This window comes from Methylobacterium sp. 4-46 (genome assembly GCF_000019365.1).
GTDB lineage: Bacteria > Pseudomonadota > Alphaproteobacteria > Rhizobiales > Beijerinckiaceae > Methylobacterium.
The window spans coordinates 1938915-1957165 of record NC_010511.1 but is presented as its reverse complement, the minus strand read 5'-3'; the positions used below and the strand labels follow the sequence as shown (position 1 = coordinate 1957165).

Annotated in this window: 17 protein-coding genes and 1 CRISPR repeat array; of the genes, 3 read left to right on the top strand and 14 right to left on the bottom strand. The window is 72.8% G+C overall.

All coding sequences use genetic code 11. The annotated features are described in order from the left end of the window. Positions 1 to 5 precede the first annotated feature (5 nt). Entirely contained in the window at positions 6 to 716 is a 711-nt protein-coding gene (locus M446_RS08215; RefSeq protein ID WP_012331641.1) for a DUF2270 domain-containing protein, read from the top strand. 175 nt (positions 717 to 891) lie between these two features. On the opposite strand, the gene M446_RS08210 is transcribed toward M446_RS08215, so the two are convergent. Beyond that, a complete protein-coding gene (locus M446_RS08210) occupies positions 892 to 2514 on the bottom strand; it encodes an ABC-F family ATP-binding cassette domain-containing protein (RefSeq protein WP_012331640.1) in 1623 nt (540 codons plus the stop codon). A 33-nt stretch (positions 2515 to 2547) separates the two neighbouring features. Continuing rightward, entirely contained in the window at positions 2548 to 3273 is a 726-nt protein-coding gene (locus M446_RS08205; protein WP_012331639.1) for an alpha/beta fold hydrolase, read from the bottom strand. A 111-nt stretch (positions 3274 to 3384) separates the two neighbouring features. Between M446_RS08205 and M446_RS08200 the strand changes: the two genes are divergently transcribed. After that, positions 3385 to 4260 carry a 3-keto-5-aminohexanoate cleavage protein gene (locus M446_RS08200; RefSeq protein ID WP_012331638.1) on the top strand — a complete coding sequence of 292 codons (876 nt, stop codon included), beginning with the start codon at positions 3385 to 3387 and terminating at the stop codon, positions 4258 to 4260. Between the two features lie 3 nt (positions 4261 to 4263). Here the strand turns inward: M446_RS08200 and M446_RS08195 are convergent, their stop codons facing one another. The 7 genes from M446_RS08195 to M446_RS08165 all read right to left on the bottom strand — a co-directional run bounded on the left by M446_RS08195 (position 4264) and on the right by M446_RS08165 (position 11725). Beyond that, a complete protein-coding gene (locus M446_RS08195) occupies positions 4264 to 5118 on the bottom strand; it encodes an alpha/beta fold hydrolase (RefSeq protein WP_043700987.1) in 855 nt (284 codons plus the stop codon). A 166-nt stretch (positions 5119 to 5284) separates the two neighbouring features. Then, positions 5285 to 6304: a TRAP transporter substrate-binding protein gene (locus tag M446_RS08190; RefSeq protein WP_012331636.1), complete on the bottom strand. Its 1020-nt coding sequence runs from the start codon at positions 6302 to 6304 to the stop codon at positions 5285 to 5287. After that, positions 6301 to 7128, bottom strand: a complete 828-nt coding sequence (locus M446_RS08185; protein ID WP_012331635.1) for an SDR family NAD(P)-dependent oxidoreductase — start codon at positions 7126 to 7128, stop codon at positions 6301 to 6303. The genes M446_RS08190 and M446_RS08185 overlap by 4 nt, the downstream gene beginning before the upstream one ends. A gap of 110 nt (positions 7129 to 7238) precedes the next feature. Beyond that, the gene (locus tag M446_RS08180; RefSeq protein ID WP_012331634.1) at positions 7239 to 8597 is read right to left on the bottom strand and encodes a four-carbon acid sugar kinase family protein; all 1359 of its coding nucleotides are present in this window, start codon (positions 8595 to 8597) and stop codon (positions 7239 to 7241) included. Then, positions 8594 to 9874 carry a ribulose-bisphosphate carboxylase large subunit family protein gene (locus M446_RS08175; RefSeq protein ID WP_018262003.1) on the bottom strand — a complete coding sequence of 427 codons (1281 nt, stop codon included), beginning with the start codon at positions 9872 to 9874 and terminating at the stop codon, positions 8594 to 8596. Before M446_RS08175 ends, M446_RS08180 begins: the two co-directional genes overlap by 4 nt. Next, positions 9871 to 10659: an SDR family NAD(P)-dependent oxidoreductase gene (locus M446_RS08170; protein ID WP_012331632.1), complete on the bottom strand. Its 789-nt coding sequence runs from the start codon at positions 10657 to 10659 to the stop codon at positions 9871 to 9873. Before M446_RS08170 ends, M446_RS08175 begins: the two co-directional genes overlap by 4 nt. A 58-nt stretch (positions 10660 to 10717) precedes the next feature. Then, on the bottom strand, positions 10718 to 11725 hold the full coding sequence (locus M446_RS08165; protein ID WP_012331631.1) for a TRAP transporter substrate-binding protein: 1008 nt from the start codon (positions 11723 to 11725) through the stop codon (positions 10718 to 10720). A 278-nt stretch (positions 11726 to 12003) separates the two neighbouring features. Here M446_RS08165 and M446_RS08160 point away from each other — a divergent pair, with 278 nt between their 5' ends. Further along, positions 12004 to 12894 carry a LysR substrate-binding domain-containing protein gene (locus M446_RS08160; RefSeq protein ID WP_012331630.1) on the top strand — a complete coding sequence of 297 codons (891 nt, stop codon included), beginning with the start codon at positions 12004 to 12006 and terminating at the stop codon, positions 12892 to 12894. A gap of 126 nt (positions 12895 to 13020) precedes the next feature. Next, positions 13021 to 13378: direct repeats of the CRISPR family, unit length 31 nt; unit sequence GTTTCAATCCGCGCCCCCGCGAGGGGGCGAT. Between the two features lie 181 nt (positions 13379 to 13559). Here M446_RS08160 and cas2 read toward each other — a convergent pair. From cas2 to cas5c, 5 genes are all read right to left on the bottom strand, one after another. Continuing rightward, entirely contained in the window at positions 13560 to 13850 is a 291-nt protein-coding gene (cas2, locus tag M446_RS08155; protein WP_012331629.1) for a CRISPR-associated endonuclease Cas2, read from the bottom strand. Positions 13851 to 13881: 31 nt separating this feature from the next. Next, positions 13882 to 14442: a CRISPR-associated endonuclease Cas1 gene (gene cas1 / locus M446_RS08150; RefSeq protein WP_083784650.1), complete on the bottom strand. Its 561-nt coding sequence runs from the start codon at positions 14440 to 14442 to the stop codon at positions 13882 to 13884. A gap of 81 nt (positions 14443 to 14523) precedes the next feature. After that, positions 14524 to 15603, bottom strand: a complete 1080-nt coding sequence (gene cas7c / locus M446_RS08145; protein WP_012331628.1) for a type I-C CRISPR-associated protein Cas7/Csd2 — start codon at positions 15601 to 15603, stop codon at positions 14524 to 14526. Continuing rightward, entirely contained in the window at positions 15596 to 17392 is a 1797-nt protein-coding gene (gene cas8c, locus M446_RS08140; RefSeq protein ID WP_265576639.1) for a type I-C CRISPR-associated protein Cas8c/Csd1, read from the bottom strand. Before cas8c ends, cas7c begins: the two co-directional genes overlap by 8 nt. Positions 17393 to 17394: 2 nt before the next feature. After that, on the bottom strand, positions 17395 to 18075 hold the full coding sequence (cas5c, locus tag M446_RS08135) for a type I-C CRISPR-associated protein Cas5c (RefSeq protein WP_043700984.1): 681 nt from the start codon (positions 18073 to 18075) through the stop codon (positions 17395 to 17397). Between the last annotated feature and the right edge of the window lie 176 nt (positions 18076 to 18251).

The window sequence follows — 18251 nt, the reverse complement described above, 5'->3', positions numbered from 1 at the left end:
AAGGTGTGAGCGCACTCTTGCGGAACGAACAGGTCGACAGAGACACCGCAGTGCCGGTTCCTCTCCCGAAGACACCCGCTGAAGTGCTCACTGTTCTCGCGCACTTCCACCGCGCCGAGATCAGCCGGATGGCTGGCTGGCGCGATCGGATCGACCGCACGACGAACTGGGCCATCACGGTGATCGCTGCCATGCTGTCGGTCTCCCTCTCGACACCCACGGCCCACCACGGCGTGCTCCTCTTCGCCATGCTGCTCGTGCTGCTCCTGCTCGGCATCGAAGCGCGTCGCTACCGCTTCTTCGACGTGTTTCGTCGGCGCGTGCGCCGGCTCGAACGCCACTTCTACGCCGAGGTCTTCGCATCCCGGCCTGATCCGCCGGACGACTGGGCCGAAGCGCTCAGCATGGACCTGCGCCATCCCGTCTTCCACCTCACGATGACCGAGGCCTTCAGGCGACGCCTCCGGCGCAATTACGGCTGGATGTTCCTCATCCTGCTCCTGGCCTGGCTGCTGAAGATCTCCTCGGCGCGGCTCCAGGAATCCGGCCGTGGCGAACTGATCGGATCCGCAGGAGAGATTGTTGCGAATGCCGGCATCGGCCCGCTGCCGGGCTGGCTGGTGCTCTGCGCCGTCACGGCTTTCTATGGGGGATTGTTGGCCGTCATTCTGCGGGCCGGCGGGCGGGAAGAGGGGGACGGATCCGTTCACGTGTGACGCCTCGACCCGGAGCGGCCCCTCCCGGTGTCCGTCTGGACTGCCGGTTCACGAGGATTGCCGAAGACTTGATGTCCTGACCCCGTTCCCATTGCCGTCATTCGGGCGATTGATCACGGAGGGCTGGAAGCCAGCCTCAGCAGCCACTCCCATGGTCAAGCTGATCGGGGTCTGACTAGTGCCGCAGGCCCGGCGCCTCCTGGCCGGTCTTCGCCACGTACTCGGTGTAGCCGCCCGGATATTGCTGCACCCCCTCGGGCGTCAGTTCCAGCACCCGGTTCGACAGGGCGGCCAGGAAGTGCCGGTCGTGCGAGACGAACAGCATCGTGCCCTCGTAGACGGACAGGGCCGCGATCAGCATCTCCTTGGTGGCGATGTCGAGGTGGTTGGTCGGCTCGTCGAGGACCAGGAAGTTCGGCGGGTCGAACAGCATCCGGGCCATCACCAGCCGGGCCTTCTCGCCGCCCGACAGCACCCGGCAGCGCTTCTCCACGTCGTCGCCCGAGAAGCCGAAGCAGCCGGCCAGCGCCCGCAGCGAGCCCTGGCCGGCCTGGGGGAAGGAATCTTCCAGGAACCGGAAGATGGTCTGCTCGCCGTCGAGCAGGTCCATGGCGTGCTGGGCGAAGTAGCCGAGCTTCACCCCGGCCCCGAGCGCCACCGTGCCGTCGTCGGGCGCCGTCGTCCCGGTGACGAGCTTGAGCAGCGTCGACTTGCCGGCCCCGTTGATCCCGAGCACGCACCAGCGCTCCCTGCGCCGCACGGCGAAGTCGAACCCCTCGTAGAGGGTGCGCCGCCCGTAGCGCTTGTGCACGTTCCTCAGGCTGGCGACGTCGTCGCCGGAGCGGGGGGCGGGGGCGAACTCGAACACCACGCTCTGGCGCCGCCGCGGCGGCTCCACCCGCTCGATCTTGTCGAGCTTCTTGACCCGGCTCTGCACCTGGGCGGCGTGCGAGGCGCGCGCCTTGAAGCGCTCGATGAACTTGATCTCCTTGGCGAGCATCGCCTGCTGGCGCTCGAACTGCGCCTGCTGCTGGGCCTCGTTCTGCGCCCGCTGCTGCTCGTAAAACTCGTAATCGCCCGTGTAGGTGGTGAGCGCGCCGCCGTCGATCTCGACGATCTTGCCGACGACCCGGTTCATGAAGGCGCGGTCGTGCGAGGTCAGCATCAGGGCGCCCTCGTAGGCCTTCAGGAAGGCTTCGAGCCAGATCAGGCTCTCCAGGTCGAGGTGGTTGCTCGGCTCGTCGAGCAGCATCACGTCGGGGTTCATCAGCAGGATGCGGGCGAGCGCGACGCGCATCTTCCAGCCGCCCGAGAGGGCGCCGACATCCCCGTCCATCATCTCCTGGCTGAAGCTCAGGCCCGCCAGCACCTCCTGCGCCCGGCCCTCCAGCGCGTAGCCGTCGAGCTCCTCGAACCGCGCCTGCACCTCGCCGTAGCGGGCCACGAGCGCGTCGAGTTCGTCCGCCCTGTCGGGATCGGCGAGGGCCGATTCCAGCTCCTTGAGCTCGGCCGCGACCGCGCTCACCGGTCCGGCGCCGGCCATCACCTCGGCGACGGTGCTGCGGCCGGCCATCTCGCCCACGTCCTGGCTGAAATACCCGATGGTGATGCCCCGATCGATCGAGACTTGACCCTCGTCGGGCTGCTCCTCGCCGGTCATCATCCGGAACAGGGTCGTCTTGCCGGCCCCGTTCGGCCCGACGAGGCCGACCTTCTCGCCGCGCTGGAGCGCGGCCGAGGCCTCGATGAAGAGGAGCTGGCGGCCGTTCTGCTTGCTGATCTTGTCGAGGCGAATCATGGACCTGGAGGGGGCGGGAGGCGCTGCGGCCCCTTACGCGATGGCGGGCGGGCCGGGAAGGGGCGCCCCCGCCTCGGCGAGCCAGTCGCGCAGGGCCCGCGAGACCGCCCCGGGCTGCTCGATCGGCGTCAGGTGGCCGCTCTCCGGCACGACCACGAGCCGCGCTCCCGGCGCCAGGGCCGCCATGGCGCGGTGGTCGGCGAGCGGGGTCACGGCGTCGGCCTCGCCGCAGAGGATCAGGAGGGGCTTGCGCCAGCCGCGCAGCAGCGCGGACCCGTCCCGGCGCTCGAGGCCGTTCTGGCGCCGGAAGATCTCGGGGCCGAGGCGCTCCGTCATGGCCCGGATCCGCCCGACGATCTCCGCGTCGCCGCGATGCGAGGGGTGCAGGTAGGTGGCGAGCAGCCGGTCGCCGAAGCCGTGGAAGCGGCCGGGCACCCGCGCGGCCCGGTCGAGCGCCCGGCGGCTCGCGGCCCGCTCGGGCCCGTCGGGCGCGATCGTCGTGTCGAGCAGGGCGAGCCGCGTCACCCGCGCGGCGGCGCGCCGCAGGATCTCCTGCGCCACGATGCCGCCCAGGGAGAAGCCCGCGAGCGCGAAGGCTTGCGGCGCCTCGGCCAGCACCTGATCGGCCACGGCCTCGATCGTGTCCCCGCGGGTGATGTCGCCGACCCGGATGCGGGCGATGTCGGAGAGGGCCTCGACCTGGTCGCGCCAGAGGTCGGCGTCGTTGAGCAGGCCCGGCAGGAGCACGAGGTCGATCATCCGGGTGCCATCCCACGGGCGCCCCGCCGCAGGCAAGCGGGCGAGGCCGCTTCCCCCGCGGCGCGCGCCGGCGCACAACAGGAGCGTGCGGCGACACGGGAGGAGACGCGCATGCCGGTCTGGATCGAGGCCGCCCTGAACGGGCCCTGGACGCGGGCCCGCCAGCCGCGGATGCCGCTCACCGTGGCGGAATGCGTGGCGGACGGCGTCGCCTGCGCGCGGGCGGGCGCCGCCATCATCCACGTCCACGCCTACGACCCGGCGACGGGGCGGCAGAACGACGATCCGGAGGTCTACGCCGCCATCATCGAGGGCATCCGCGCGGTCGAGGACGTGATCGTCTACCCGACCCTGCCCTTCATCCAGTCGGCGGAGGCCTTCCGCCCCGGGGCGCTGGAGGCGCGCTTCGCGGCCGTCGAGGCGCTCGGCCGGCGCGGGCTGCTCGAATGGGGCGTGGTCGATCCGGGCTCGACCCACCTCGCCACGGCCGAGGAGGCGGCGCGCGGGGAGCCGGGCTCGGTCTATCTCAATCCGGGCGAGCACGTGCTGCGGGGCCTCGCGCTCGCGGCGCGGTTCGGCGCCGTCCCGAGCTACGCGATCTACGAGCCGGGCTTCCTGCGCCTCGGCGCGATCCTGGCGCGGGCGGTGCCGGGCTGCCCGCCGCCCGTCTACCGCTTCATGTTCTCGGACCGCTTCACCTTCGGCTTCCCGCCCGCGGAGTACGCCCTCGACGCCTACCTGCGCCTCCTCGCCTCCGCGGCGCCGGGCAGCCCCTGGATGGTGGCGGGCCTCGGGGTCGACGTCAGGCCGCTGGCGGCCGAGGCGGTGGCGCGGGGCGGCCACGTCCGGGTCGGGCTGGAGGACGCGCCCTTCGGCACCGAGACCGGCAATCCGGCCCTGGTCGAGGAGATGGCCGGGCTGGTGGCCCGGGCGGGCGGGCGGCCCGCGACGGCCGCGGAGGTCCGGGGCGCGCGCGCGGGCCGCTGAGCCTCAGGGCTCCTCGCCGAAGAAGCGCAGGAGTTCGTCGCAGAGCCGCTCCGGCTGCTCCTCGGGGATCCAGTGGCCGCAGGCCGGGACGGTGCCGCCGCGGACGTCCTCGGCGACGCGCCGCAGGGACGCGATGCACTCGCTCCCGCGCCCGAAACCCTCCTCGCCGCCGAGCGCCAGCACCGGCATCCGCAGCTTGCCGGCGCGGGCGAGCATCTCCCGGTTGTCCTCCGCGTCGACCGGCAGGGCGCGGTAGAAGGCCAGCATCGCCCGGAAGGCGCCGAATTGGGTGTAGGTGCGCAGGTATTCCTGCTGGTCGGCCTCCGGGATGCTGGTCGGGCGTTGGCCGTAATGGTCGAACAGCCAGCGCAGCACGAGGTGCTCGCGCCCGGCGCAGAGCGCCTCCGGCAGGTCGAGGGTGCGGAAGAAGGCGTGGTGCCAGCGCCGCCCCCCTTGCGAGAAATCCGCCCCGTCGCCGGGGATGACCACGTCGAGGATGGCGAGCCGGCGCACCGCCTCCGGGTGCTGGGCCGCGAGCGAGAAGGCGACGGGCCCGCCCCAATCGTGCCCGACGAGGAAGAAGCGCTCGATGCCGAGATGGCCGCGCACGAGCTGCCAGAGGTCCCCCGCCAGGGTCTTCTTGTCGTAGCCGGTGGCGGGCCGCGAGGAATCGCCGAGGCCGCGCAGGTCCGGGGCGATCACCCGGTAGCGCCCGGCGAGGCGCGGGATGACGTGGCGCCACTCGTGGGAGGTCTGCGGGATGCCGTGCACGAGGACGACCGCGTCCCCCGCCCCGGCGTCGAGGTAGTGCAGGCTCACGCCGTCGAGGTCGGCGAAGCGGCGCGCGATGGCTGTCATGGTCGGGCTCCTCAGCATCCTCCCGCCGGCCGGGACCGGCCGGTGCCGAAGGGGTCACCGGCTCGGCGGCGAACCGAAGGTCCGCGTCGGCGAAAAACGATGCGACACCGCGAGACCGAGCAGAATGGCCCCATGCCATTCTGCTCGGTCGGGCGGCGGCGGGCGCTCAGGCGAGTTCCCCGCTCGTCTCCTCCAGGATCGCCCAGGCCTCCGGCCCGAACTTCGCCTTCCACTCCTTGTAGAAGCCGGACTTGGTCAGCGCCTCGCGGAAAGGCGCCGGGTCGACCTCGTTGAAGATCAGCCCCTTGGCGGCGAGGTCGGCCTTCAAACCCTCGTTCTGCCGCGCCACCTCCTCGCGCTCCGCCAGCGCCGCCGCGTTGACCACGCGCGCGAAGGTCTCCTGCAGGTCGGGGCTGAGCTGGGCCCAGGCCCGGCGGTTCATCAGGAACCACCAGCCGTCCCACATGTGGTTGGTGAGCGAGCAGTACTTCTGCACCTCGTACAGCTTCGCCGCCGAGATGATCGCCGGCGGGTTCTCCTGCCCGTCCACGATCCGGGTCTGCAGCGCGGAATACACCTCCGCGAAGTTGATGCCGGTCGGCGAGGCGCCGAGCGACTTGAACAGCGAGGTCCAGAGCGCGCTCACCGGCACCCGGATCTTGATGCCCTTGAGGTCGGCCGGGGTCACGATCGGCCGGACGCTGGTCGTCACCTGCCGGAAGCCGTTGTCCCAGATCGCGTCCATGACCACGAGGCCGGACTTGGCGATCTGGCCGCGCAGGTGCGCGCCGAGCCGGCCGTCGAGGGCGCGCCAGAGCGTCGGGTAATCCTTGAAGGCGAAGCCCACGCCGGAGATCGCCGCCGCCGGGATCAGCGTCGAGAGCACGTTGACGCCCGAGAGGGTGAAGCACTCGAGCGCGCCGGAGCGCAGCTGCGAGAACATGTCGGAATCGCCGCCGAGCTGGTTGTTGGGGAAGAGCTGCAGCTCGACCCGGCCGCCGGTGGCCTCCAGCAGCGCCGCCGCGGCCTTGCGGGCGTGGACGTTGAGCGGGTGCGCCTCCGGGACGTTGGTGCCGAGCTTGAACGTGAACTCGGCCGCGCGGGCGAAGCGCAGGGGCAGCGCCGCGCCGATCGCCGCCGTGGCGCAGAGGGCGGCGAAGCGCCGCCGCGACGGGTTCGTGGTCATGGGGTTCCTCCGTTCGTCGTTAGCGTCGGGGCCGCTCCGGCGGCGGGGGGCGCGGCGCGCTTGAACATCAGGCCCGCCGCCCGGAAGCCGCCGTCGACGTTGAGCGTGTGGCCCTGGACGTAGCGGGCCTCGTCCGAGCACAGGAAGACCGCGGCGTCGGCGATCTCCTCCGGCGTGCCGTAGCGGGTCATCGGGATCAGGTAGCCGTAGGCCGCCCGGGTCGCCGCGTCGTGGGCGAACCGCGCCATCTCGGTCTCGATCGCGCCGGGCGCGATGTTGTTGACGTTGATGCCGTGCTCGGAGAGTTCGACCGCCATCACCTTGGTGAGGAGTTCGAGCCCGGCCTTGGCCGCCCCGTAGGCCGCCCGGCCGTCGCCGCCGCGCTGGCCGGACAGCGAGGCGATGTTGACGATCTTGCCGCCGCCGCCGCGGACCATCTCCCGGGCGCAGGCCTGCGCCACCAGGAAGGCGCCCGTCAGGTTGATGCCGATGATGCGGTTCCAATCCTCCAGCCGCGTCTCCAGGAAGGGCGTGTTGCCCCCGACCCCGGCATTGTTGACCAGGATGTCGAGGCGCCCGTGCCGGGCGAGGATCGCCTCCACCATCGCGGCGATGGAGGCCGGATCGGCCACGTCGACCGCGACCGCCATGGCGCGCCCGCCCGCCTCGGCGAGGCCGGCCGCGGCGGCCTCGGCGCCCGCGCGGTTCACGTCGGCGATCACGAGGGCGGCGCCCTCCCGCGCGAAGGCCCGCGCCACCGCGAGCCCGATGCCCCGCGCGCCGCCCGTGACGAGCGCGACCTTGTCCGCCAGTCTCCCGGTCATCCCGTCCCTCCCCGTGTCGCGGCCGCTCCTGCCCTCGGCCGGGATCGTCCGCTGGTCTCTCGGCCGCGCGTCTCAGCGCGCGTCTCAGCCGCGCGTTTCAGCCGCGCGTTTCAGCCACCCTTGGCGGCCACGAAGAAATCGGGGCGGCCGACCTGGCCGCCCTTGAGGGCGAGTTCGAGCCCCGCCGGCGCGCCCTCGGGGCCCAGGGCCCGGCAGAGCGGCGCGCCGGGCGCGAGCGGCGCGATCGCCGCGAGCGCGTCGATGCCGAGTTGCGCGGCGGCCCGCCCGGACGTGTCGCCCCCGGCGATCACCCCGCGGCCGAGCCGCCCCTCGCGCAGGACCCGGTTCAGGATCGCCCCGAGCCCGGCGCCGAGGCGCGCGTCGACCGCCTCCTGGGCGGCGCCCGCCGCGCGCACGGCCTCGCGCAGGCGCGCCACCGCGGGATCGTCCGGGCCCTCGGCCGTGGTGACGAGCGGGTCGCTCCCCTCCCCGAGGGCCGCGAGGGCCGCCTCGGCCGCCCGCCCGACCTCGCGCGCGAAGGCCGCCGGATCGACGGCCCGGGCCGCGTCGAGGGGGATCACGCGGAAACCCTGCGCGCGGGCGAAGGCGATCTGCCCCTGGGTGACCGGCGAGACCGAGCCCGAGACGGCGGCGATCCGCGCGACCGCGCCCGGGCGCGGCGCGGGCGCCGCGGGCGGCAGCAGCCCGGCCCGCCGCCAATGGGCGACCAGGGCCGCCTCGAAGCCCTGCGAGCCGATGCCGAAGACCGGCCGGCCGCCCTCCTCCCAGATCAGGCGCCCGGCCGCGGCGAGCGTCTCGGGGTCGAGCACGTCGAGGGAGACGATGCGGGCGCCCGCCGCCCGCGCCCGGGCGAGGGCCGCGCCCCCCTCCCCCCGCTTCGTCGCCGCGAAGTCGACGAGGCCGACCGGCAGCGCGGTCTGGCGGGCGAGGTGGCGGCCGAGATCCGCCTCGTCCATGGGCGTGACCGGGTGGCGCGCCATGGTCGGGTGGCGGTCGAGGCGGTGCCCGTCCTCGCCCGCCATGGCGAAGAGGTTGCCGAAGCACTGGTAGCGGCCCATGCCGGGATCGGCCACGACCATCGGGATCCAGGCCGGGGCGAGGAGCCGCGCGCCGATCTCGGCCGCGCGGCCGATCGAGCCGACATGCGGGGCGGAATCGAAGGTGGAGCAGACCTTGTAGTGCAGGACCGGCGCGCCGAGCGAGGCCAGGAGCCGGAAGACCGGCGGCAGGTGCTCGTCCATCCAGGCCGGCGCCGCCGCCCGGGCCATGCCGGCGATGCCCACCGCCCGGGCGGAGGAGACGGCGGCGAGGCGCTCCGGGGCGGGCGGGGCCAGGAACAGCACCGTCTCCAGCCCCGCGAAGGCCAGAACCTCCATGGCGGCCGAGGAGCCGGTGAGGTCGTCGCCGTAGAAGGCGACGAGGGGCCCGTCCGGCAGGGGCGCGCTCACGCGGCGGCCCCGAGCGCGTCGCGCAGGGCCGGGCGCTCGCGCGCGTAGGCGTCGAGGGGGATGCCCGCCACCGCCGCCTCCCAGGCCTCGCGCAGGGCTTCGACGCCCGCCGCCGGCCCGCCCGGATGCGCCATGATGCCCCCGCCCGCCGTGACGATGAGGTCGGTCCCGCCGAGCGCCCGGTAGGTGCCGGGGGCCTGCCGCACCGACTGGCCGGAGGAGAAGACCGGCATGGCGAGGCAGGGCTTGTCGGGGAAGAGCGGCGTCAGGCAGGTGCGCGCCGAGGCGACGACGCTGTCGTCCGGCTCCGCGAACTTGTTGGCGAGGCCGTTGACGTGCATGTGGTCGGCGCCGGCGAGGCGCCAGATCTTCTGCCACGCCACGTAGGACCAGCCGAGCAGCGGGTGGCGCGAGAGGTAGCCCCAGCCGTTGCGGTGGGCGTGGATCGGCAGGGCGCTGAAGCGCCCGAGCTCGATCATGCCGACGAGGCCGACGGAGTTGAGGCTCGCCATCAGGCAGGTGGCGCCCTCCGCGACGAGCAGGTCGTGCCGGCGGCGCATCTGGTCGAGGTCGCCGGTGAGGTTGAAGGCCACCATCACGGCCCGGCCCGTGCGGTCCCGGTGGGCGCGCACCTCCCGCATCACGGCGCGCACCCGCGCGTCGAAGGGGCAGTGCGGCCCGTCGGCCTGCAATTCGTCGTCCTTGATGAAGTCGATCCCCCCCGCGCAGAGGCTGGCGACCAGGGCGGCGGTCTGCTGCGGGTCGAGGCCGACGCTCGGCTTGATGATGGTGCCGATGAGCGGCCGGCCCTCGATTCCGGCGAGGCGGCGGGTGCCGGCGACGCCGAAGCGCGGCCCCGGATAGGCCCGCGCGAAGGCCTCCGGAAGGCGGATGTCGAGGAGGCGCAGGCCCGTGACCGGCTTCAGCTCGAACAGGTTGCCGGCCACCGTGGCGAGGAGGTTCGGCAGCGAGGGGCCGAGATTGTCGAGGGGCCAGGACAGGGTGAGGCGGGCGCGCCGGGCCGCCGCCCCGGCCGGGATGCCGGCGGAGGGCAGAGCGGGCGCGGCGACGGCCTCGTCGAGGAGGTCGAGGCGCTCGATCCGGGCGGCGGCGCGCGCCTTCAGCTCGGGCGTCTCGCCCGGGACGGGCACGAAGGTGCCGCTCGACTGCTCGCCCGCGATGATCTCGGCGGCCCGGCGCGGGTCGACGACGCTCTCCAGCAGGTAATCGGCCTCGATCCGGGCCGGCGGGGCGGGGACGGGCTGCACGGCGCTCATCCGGCCCGGCAGGAGAGGCCGCCATCGACCGGCAGGCTGACGCCCGTGATGTAGGCCGCGTCGTCGGAGGCGAGGAACAGGGCGGCCTTGGCCACGTCCCAGGCCGTGCCCATGCGGCCCATCGGGCAGGCGGCGTCGCGCGCCCGCACCATCTCCTCGGCGTCCCGGTACTGGCCGGAGATCTGCTGGAAGATCAGCGGCGTGTTCATCAGGCCGGGCATGATCGCGTTCGCCCGGATGCCGTCCCGCGCGTATTGCAGGGCGAGCCCCATGGTGAAGTTGTTCACGGCCGCCTTGGCGGCGTAGTAGGCGGCGTAGGGGTAGCCGGTGTAGCGGATCGCCGCGATCGACGAGACGTTGACGATGGCGCCCGCGCGCCGGGCCAGCATGTGCGGCAGCACGTGCTTGCAGGTGAGGAAGCAGCCGGTGACGTTGAGGTCGAGGGCGCGCTGCCAGTCCGCCTCGTCGAGCTCGACCGGCCCGCCCATGGTGGCGTGGCCGACATTGTTGTGCAGCACGTCGATGCGGCCGTGGCGGGCGGCCACCTCGTCCACCACGGCCTTCACGGCGGCGGAATCGGTGACGTCGCAGGCGGCGGGGCGCGCCCGCCCGCCCTCGCCGGCGATGATCCCGGCCGTCTCCTCGGCGGCTGCCCGGTTGATGTCGACGCAGATCACCTCGGCCCCGTTGCGGGCGAAGAGGGCGGCCGCGGCCTTGCCGTTGCCCCAGCCCGGGCCGGCCGAGCCGGCCCCGAAGACGATCGCGACTTTGTCCTGCAGACGCATGTGCCCAGTCCGAGTGCGGGGGATGGGGAGGTGGCGCGGGCCGGCCCGGGGACGCGCCTCACCCGAGCTTGCCGGTCGTCGCCTCGAGCAGCGACCACGCCTCGTCGCCGTAGCGCTTCTGCCATTCCTGGTAGAAGCCGGAGGAGACCAGCCGCTGCCGGAAATCGGCGTTGGCGACGGTGTGGAATTGCAGCCCCAGGCTCTGCAGCCTGTCCTGCAGGGTCGCGTTCATGTGCTCGACCTCGCGGCGCTGCACCAGGGCCTCCTGGTTGATGGCGCGCTCCAGCATCTCGCGCAGGTCGGGCGGCAGCCGCTCCCAGGCGCGGCGGTTGGCCAGGACCCAGAACCCGTCCCACATGTGGTTGGTGAGCGAGCAGGATCGCTGCACCTCGTACATCTTGTCGACGAGGAGCCCGATCAGCGGCTGCTCCAGCCCGTCCGCGATCCGCGTCTGCATCGCCGAGTAGGTCTCGGCCCAGGGGATCGAGACCGGGGCGGCCCCGAAGGCCTTGAACATCGAGGTCCAGAGCGGCGAGGGCGGCACCCGGATCTTGAAGCCGTTGAAGTCGTCGGGGGTGCGGATCGGCCGGGTCGAGGAGGTGGTCTGCCGGAAGCCGTGATTGTAGGACTTTTCAAGGCAGACGAGGTTGGCCTTGGCGAAGGCGCCCCGGATGTGCTGGCCGAGGGGGCCGTCCAGGGCTTCCCAGACCTTGTCGTAGCTCGGGAAGGCGAAGCCGATCCCGCTGATCGAGGCGACCGGCACCAGGGTCGACATCAGCACCCCGGTCTGGGCGAAGAGTTCGAGGGCGCCCGAGCGCAGCTGGCTCAGCATGTCGGCGTCGGAGCCGAGCTGGTTCTTGGGGAAGAGCTCGATCCGCACCCGCCCGTCGGATTCCTGCGCGACCCGGTCGCGCACCCGGCCCATGGCGAGGTTGAGCGGGTGATCGCCCGAGACGATGTTGCCGAATTTCAGCCGGAACTCGGGCTCGGCCGCCCAGGCGACGTGCGGCGCGGCGAGCGCCGTCGCCCCGGTGAGCAGGAGGGTGCGGCGGGTCAGGCGGGACATGGGTCTCACCTCCGGGTCGGGGGCGGGGCGGGACGCGGCCGGGGCGGCGCGGATCCCGCCCGGCGGCCGCGCCGCCTGGCTCGCGCGGGGCCGCGGGGCGGCGCTGCCGCGGCTGCGCCGCGTCCCGCCGCCCTCGCCCGTTTCCACCCTGATCGTGTTCTCAGAGGGAAGGTGGCACGCGGGAGCGCGCGCGGCCACTCGACTTCGGCGCCGCGATCCGTGAAGAAATCTCACAGCAGCCGCGGCCGCCCGCGGCGCCGGGCCACCCGGAGGGGCCGATGCCGCTGTCCCGTCTTCCGCTCAACGCGCTGCGGGCCTTCGACGTGACGGCGCGGCTCGGCAGCATGAGCGCGGCGGCGGGGGAGCTCGGGGTCACGCACGGGGCGGTGAGCCGCCACATCAAGGCGCTGGAGGCGCAGCTCGGCCTGCCGCTGCTGGAGCGGCTGCCGCGGGCGGTGGCCCTGACGCAAGAGGGCGCGCAGCTTGCGGCGAGCCTCGCGGACGCCTTCGACCAGATTCAGCTCGCCGTCTCGCGCGTGCAGCCCGGGCCGCTGACCCTGTCGTGCTCGGCGACCATCATGATGTACTGGCTGATCCCGCGGCTGGAGACCTTCAAGCAGGCCCATCCGGCGGTGGAGCTGCGCCTCAACATCAGCTACGGCGAGGTCGACTTCGTCCGCGACGGGATCAGCGTGGCGATCCGCACCAGCATGTACCGCCCGCCGGCGACCGCGCGGGCGCGGCCGCTGATCGCGGAGGAGATCGGCCCGGTCTGCCACCCGGATTACGCGGCGCGGCTCGGGCTCGCGGGGCCCGACGACCTGGCGCGGGCGCGGATCCTGGCGACGGCGACGCGGCCGCAGGCCTGGGCCGAGTGGGGGCGGGCGATCGGCCGGCCGGATCTCGGCATCGTGCCGCAGGAGAGCTACGGCCACTTCTACCTGGTGATTCAGGCGGCGGCCTGCGGCCTGGGCCTGGCGCTGGCGCCCCGCCTCCTGGTCGAGAGCGAGATCCGGGCCGGCCACCTCGCGGCGCCCTTCGGCTTCACGCCCGGCCCCCATCGGCTGGAGCTGTGGATCGCCGAGCACCTGCAGGCGCGGGCGGACCTGCGCTGCCTCGTCGCCTGGATCGCGCGGGCGATGGGGCCGGACGGGGATCGCCCGGGCTGAGGGCGGAGGCTGCGGCGGGGCGACGGTGATGCGCGCCCCGGATGATCCCCCTCCCGCAGCGTGTCCATTGGCGCCCCCGCCAGGGGGGCAATGGGCGTGCGCCCGGTAACGCGGGGCGCGCCCGTTGTTTCAATCCGCGCCCCCGCGAGGGGGCGATGCGTGTCGCCGGGCAGCGACCAGGCGCCGACGGCGTTTCAATCCACGCCCCCGCGAGGGGGCGATCACCGCACCTCGATGATCGCGGGCACGGTCGCCTTGTTTCAATCCGCGCCCCCGCGAGGGGGCGATGTCGACATTGTTGAGTGCCCAACCGTTGTTCATATGTTTCAATCCGCGCCCCCGCGAGGGGGCGATGGATGGCCTCGGCGCAGAGAGGGTAGCAGCAGGCGTTTCAATCCGCGCCCCCGCGAGGGGGCGATTCGACAGGTCGGGGTGGTTGGGGGCAAAAACCCGGATTCAATCCGCGCCCCCGCGAGGGGGCGATGGCGCCACTCTAACCAACGGCCGGATCAGCGCAATTCCGGCCGTCCGCGCGAACCGGCCGGACAGCGGCGTGCGGCGGCCCGCGGGGTGGAGGGCACGATCCTGATTGGCTTGGTTGGTCAGCGCGTTACGTCCTGCGCGAACCGTCCGGGAGACGCCTGGGCGCTTGCGGTTCGCGCGCCTCAGAAGACGAGCGGCCCGTCGAGATCCAGGATGGGCTTGGCGCCGACATGCGCGATGCGCCGTCGCCCCTCGGCACCGAGGCGGTCGAAGCGCAGGGAATCGCGCTGCGGGTCGATCAGTCCGACGAGGCGGTCGCGCAGGGCCGTCCACTGGGCCGGGTCGACCTCGCACGCGAAGACCGAGTTCTGCACACGCTGCCCCACGTCGAGACAGGCACGGGCCACGCGGCGCAGCCGGGTGCGCCCGGCCGGCGTCTGGGTGTTCACGTCGTCGGTGACGAGCATCAGCACGCGTCATTCCCCCTTCGGCCCGCGCCCGGGCTCATCGCCAGACGAAGGCCGGGTAGCCGTCGAGGTCGCCGCGCAGATGCCGGGCGAGAAGCTGGGCCTGCACATGGGGCTGCATCTGGGCCACGAGGCCGAGCGGCATCGTCTCGTCGAGGAAGGGATGGCGCAGGTCCTCGCGCTTGCGCTCCTGCCACGCTCCCAGGACGGTCCGCCGCGCATCGTCGGTGAGGCGCACCCCGCCGGCCTCCTCGATGCGGAAATCCTCCGCCCCGAGCTGGCGGCGATTGACGAGGCTGAGGGCCAGTCGGTCGGCGAGGACCGGCCGCAGCTCCTCCATCAGATCGAGGGCGAGGCTCGCGCGACCAGGGCGGTCGGCATGCAGGAACCCGACCTGCGGGTCGAGCCCGTGCGCGTCGAGCGCGGAACGGCAATCGTGCCCGAGCAGCGCATAGAGGAAGGACAAGAGGGCGTTCATCCGATCGAGCGGCGGCCGGCGCGAGCGGCCGGAGACGCGAAAAGCCGGGTCGTCCCGCCTCACCAGCGTGTCGAACACACCGACATAGACCTGCGCGGCCTCCCCTTCGAGGCCGCACAAGGTCTCGACGCCGACCGCCCCCTCACGCGATCAGCCGTGCCCGAGGCCAAACTGCCTCAGACTCGGCAGAATGGGGCGGGCTCACCACTCGGTCACCTCGATTCCCTGCGGCAGCCCCTCGCGATCGACGGTGATGGCGTAGTCGGCGAAGCTGCGGGCCGGCGGCCAATTGTCGGTCCCGGGGGCGCCGATCTCGTGCACGGACCCCTTGTGCGCGCGCAGGGTCCGCACCCGCTCGAACAGGGACTGGGCCGGCGCATTCCCGAGGGCCGAGGCGTGGCGGAAAACCACCAGCCGGCGCGTCGCCATCTCGCCGCGGGTGGCCGAGCGATCGTGCTCGAACATGTTGCGCAGCGCCTCGAACAGGAGGGCGAGATCCCCGTCCGAGAAGCCCGTGCCCTTCACCGGATGCGAGGCGAGCGGCGCCGAGACGTAGCCGTGGGCGCGGTAGAGCCCGTAGGGCACGATGTGCTTGCGGCCCATGGTGCGCTTGTCGCCGCGCTTCTCGGCCTCGTCGTCGCCGTCCTGCCGCTCATTCCTCTCCGCCTCGTTGGTGGCGGCCATGTGCTTGCGGCCCATGGTGCGCTTGTCGCCGCGCTTCCCGGCCTTGTCTTCGCCGTCCTGCCGCTCATTCCTCTCCGCCTCATTGGTGGCGGCCATGCGGGTGATCGAGACTTCGAGGGGCAGCACCGGCTCGACCGACCGGGCGAAGGAGACCTGCACCGGCCCGCGCACCTGGCCGGCATTGATGCCGGTCGAGAGCACCGCGCCGAAGGTGCGGATGTCGAAGAAGTTGTCGCACATGAAGCGGCGGATCAGGACCGCCTCCTCGTCCGACTTGGGCGTCAGCTTCTTGTCGGTCCGGGCCTTGGGGTCGTCCGGGCGCAGGGCCAGGTAGGCCTCGCGGTGCTTCTCGTTCAGCACCGCCCCCTCGGTCACGTAGATCCGGTTGCGGATCGGGTCGCGGCCGTCCGCCTCGGCGGCCATCTCGACGTAGTTGCGCACCTTGCGCTTCAGGCAGACGTCGCTGACGAGGCCGTGCCCCGTCTCGGGGTCCATGCGCGGCATGTTGCCGGCATCGGGATCCCCGTTCGGGTTGCCGTTCGTCACGTCGAAATAGAGCACGAAATCGTGGCGGCGCTGCAGGCCCGCGTCAGCCATGGGGGGTCTCCTCCGGGTCCGTGCCGGTCGTCGTCGGGGAATCCGTCTTCTTCTCGGGGCGGGTGCCGCGCTCGTGGTAGTAGCCGACGGCGAAGCGCCCCTGCGCCTCCAGGGAGAGGACGCGCGGCAGGTCGGGCGGCAGCCTCTGCATGATCTCGGCCACCTTGGGCTCGATCCAGCCGCCCAGGCCGCGCTTGCGCGCGTCGGCGACATGGGTCTTCAGGCTCCGCAGCAGGGGGCCGAAGACGCGGGCGGGCGTGGAGGAGGCGGCCGCGTACCAGCGGTCGCCGATCGTGGTGTTGACGCCGGGAAGGGCGGTCCTCTGCGCCGCCTCCAGCACGGCGAAGAGGCGCCCGAGCTGGTAGGCGGGGTCTGTGTGGGCGGGATCAAGCGCCACGGGAAGCATCTCCCTCTCGCTGCGACGGTTCAGGCAGGCCTTGATGGCGGCGGCGTGCCAGCCGCGGCCCGGGTCGTCGCCGGCCCGCAGCCGCGCGATCGTCGCGGCGAGCCAGGTCCGCGGATAGGGCCGGTTTTCCAGGATGGCGCGGGTCACCTCGGCGGCGAGCCCGTGCGGGATGTTGTCGAATTCCTCCGCGAGGGCCGTCGTCTTCAGCAGGAGGCGCGCCGGCGAGGGCGGCTTCGCGCCCCAGCCGCGCGGCTTGGGCTCGATCGCGAGCGCCGCCGCGTGCGCGTCGAGGGCGCGTCTGAAGCTCCCGAACGTGCCGGCGAGCCAGTAGCGCACCGCGACCCGCGCCATGTTGGGCGCGAGCCCGAGGACGAAGAAGGGCACGTTCTCCATCAGGTCCGGCCGAAGGTCCGGCGCGGCCCTGGCCTCCGCCACCGTGACGAGGGCCTCGCGCAGCGCCTGCGTCTCCCGCGCGTCGGTCGTCCCCGCCGGGCCCGGCCCGTCGCGCAGCGCGTCGCCGAAGATGTCCTCCGCGGCAAGCGCGATCGGCTCCGCCACGGACGCGTCGTAGGCGCGGGCATCGGCCCAGAAGGCGACGGTCGAGTCGGCGATCCGCAGCCGGTTCGGGCCGCCGCGCTGCAACAGGGCGTTCAGGGCCGCCCCGTACCGGAAGGCCGCCGCCGCGGAAGTCGGGGCGTTGAAGCCCTGGTCGTGCCCGTAGGACGTGAAGGCATCCTGGTTGAAGGAGACGAGCGGGATCTCCGCCGCGGCGCCGCCGTCGATGCCCTTCACCTTCGGGTGCAGCCGCACCAGGGGCAGGCGCGCGCCGCGCACGAGGCAGAACCCCTCCGGGCCGCCCTCGTGGGCGGCCCGGAGCCGCTCCACATGCGCCGCCGCCGCCGGGCGGTGATGGAGGGGCACGGTCTCGCCGCGCAGCCGGAAGCCGAGATTGAGCGCCATGTGCCGGCTCTGGAGGCCGAGGGCCCGGGCCGCCTCCGGATCCGGCACCCAGGCTTCGACGAAGCGGCGCAGGGCCGCGAGAGCGGGGTCGCGCTCCCCGGCGAGTTCGCGCAGGTGCAGATCGCGGAAGGCGGCGTGATCGCGCGCGGTCTTGGCCGGGTCCTTCGTCCCGAGGCCGAGCGCGTAGGCGAGGTTGTCCCACAGGAAGAACGGCGTCGAGCCGGTGCCCGACCGCGAGAACCACTTGGGCACGCGGTCGAGCTGGGGCTTGCCCCTGGCGGTCAGGCGATCCGCGAGGCCGAGCGGCGTCCCGTCCTCGGCGAGTTCGAGGACGAGGCCGAGCGGTTCCGTCGACCAGCCGGGCATCACGACCTCGCCGCGGCGTTCCAGCCGATCGTAATACCGATCGAGCGCCTGCAGCATCGTCACGACACGACCTCGTTCGCCGCCAGGCAGGCCCGCACGTCGAGGATCCCCTTCGAGAGCCGGGCGCGGAAGAAGCGGGCCTCGTTGCGGTCGGGACGAAAATCGATGTCGTAGAGCATCCAGCCGAGTTCGCGCTCGCGCTCCTCGGCGGGCAGGGAGCTGGCCGGCAGCGGCGCGCCGTCGGGGATCAGCGCGAACTCGGCCGGGCATTCCCGCGTCCCGAGACAGGGGCGGTGGAAGCACTGGCCGGCCGCGGCGCGGCGGTTGAACATGCAGATGTGCTTTACCGGCGCGTCGTCCCCGGCCCGCGCGGTCATCTCCAGATGGGCCTCGATGACGTAGCCGACATCGACCAGCATCGTCGCGGCGCGCTGCTGGCGCTCGATCTCCGCCGAGAGGCCGAGCCCGGCGAGCGTCCCGCTCCGCATCGCGCGCAGGGCCAGCGCCGTGCTCGCCTTCGCGCCCACCTCGTTGCGCCGGACGCTCGCGAAGCGGATCGGCTTCAGGACGTGGATGCGGTCGATGCGCCAGACGATGGCGGGCTTCCAGTGGATCGCCTCAAGGATGCCCCGGGCTGCCGAGGGCGTGGGGACATCGTAGGAGACGCGCTCCACCTTGGTCTCGGGCCGCGTGAAGAGCGCCCGCTCACCCCACACGTGCAACCGGACCCCGTATGTCATCGCACCCGCTTCCTCCCGAGTTACCTCAGCATACTCGCGTCTCCGCCGCAAGAGTTCTGTCCAAAAAATATTCTGCTGCGCGATCTTAAGCAATAGCAAGATACAAATTTGTCATGTAAACGGCCGCCGTATCTGCACCAGCATAATTCAAGAATGGCTTCTGAACTGCGAACGAT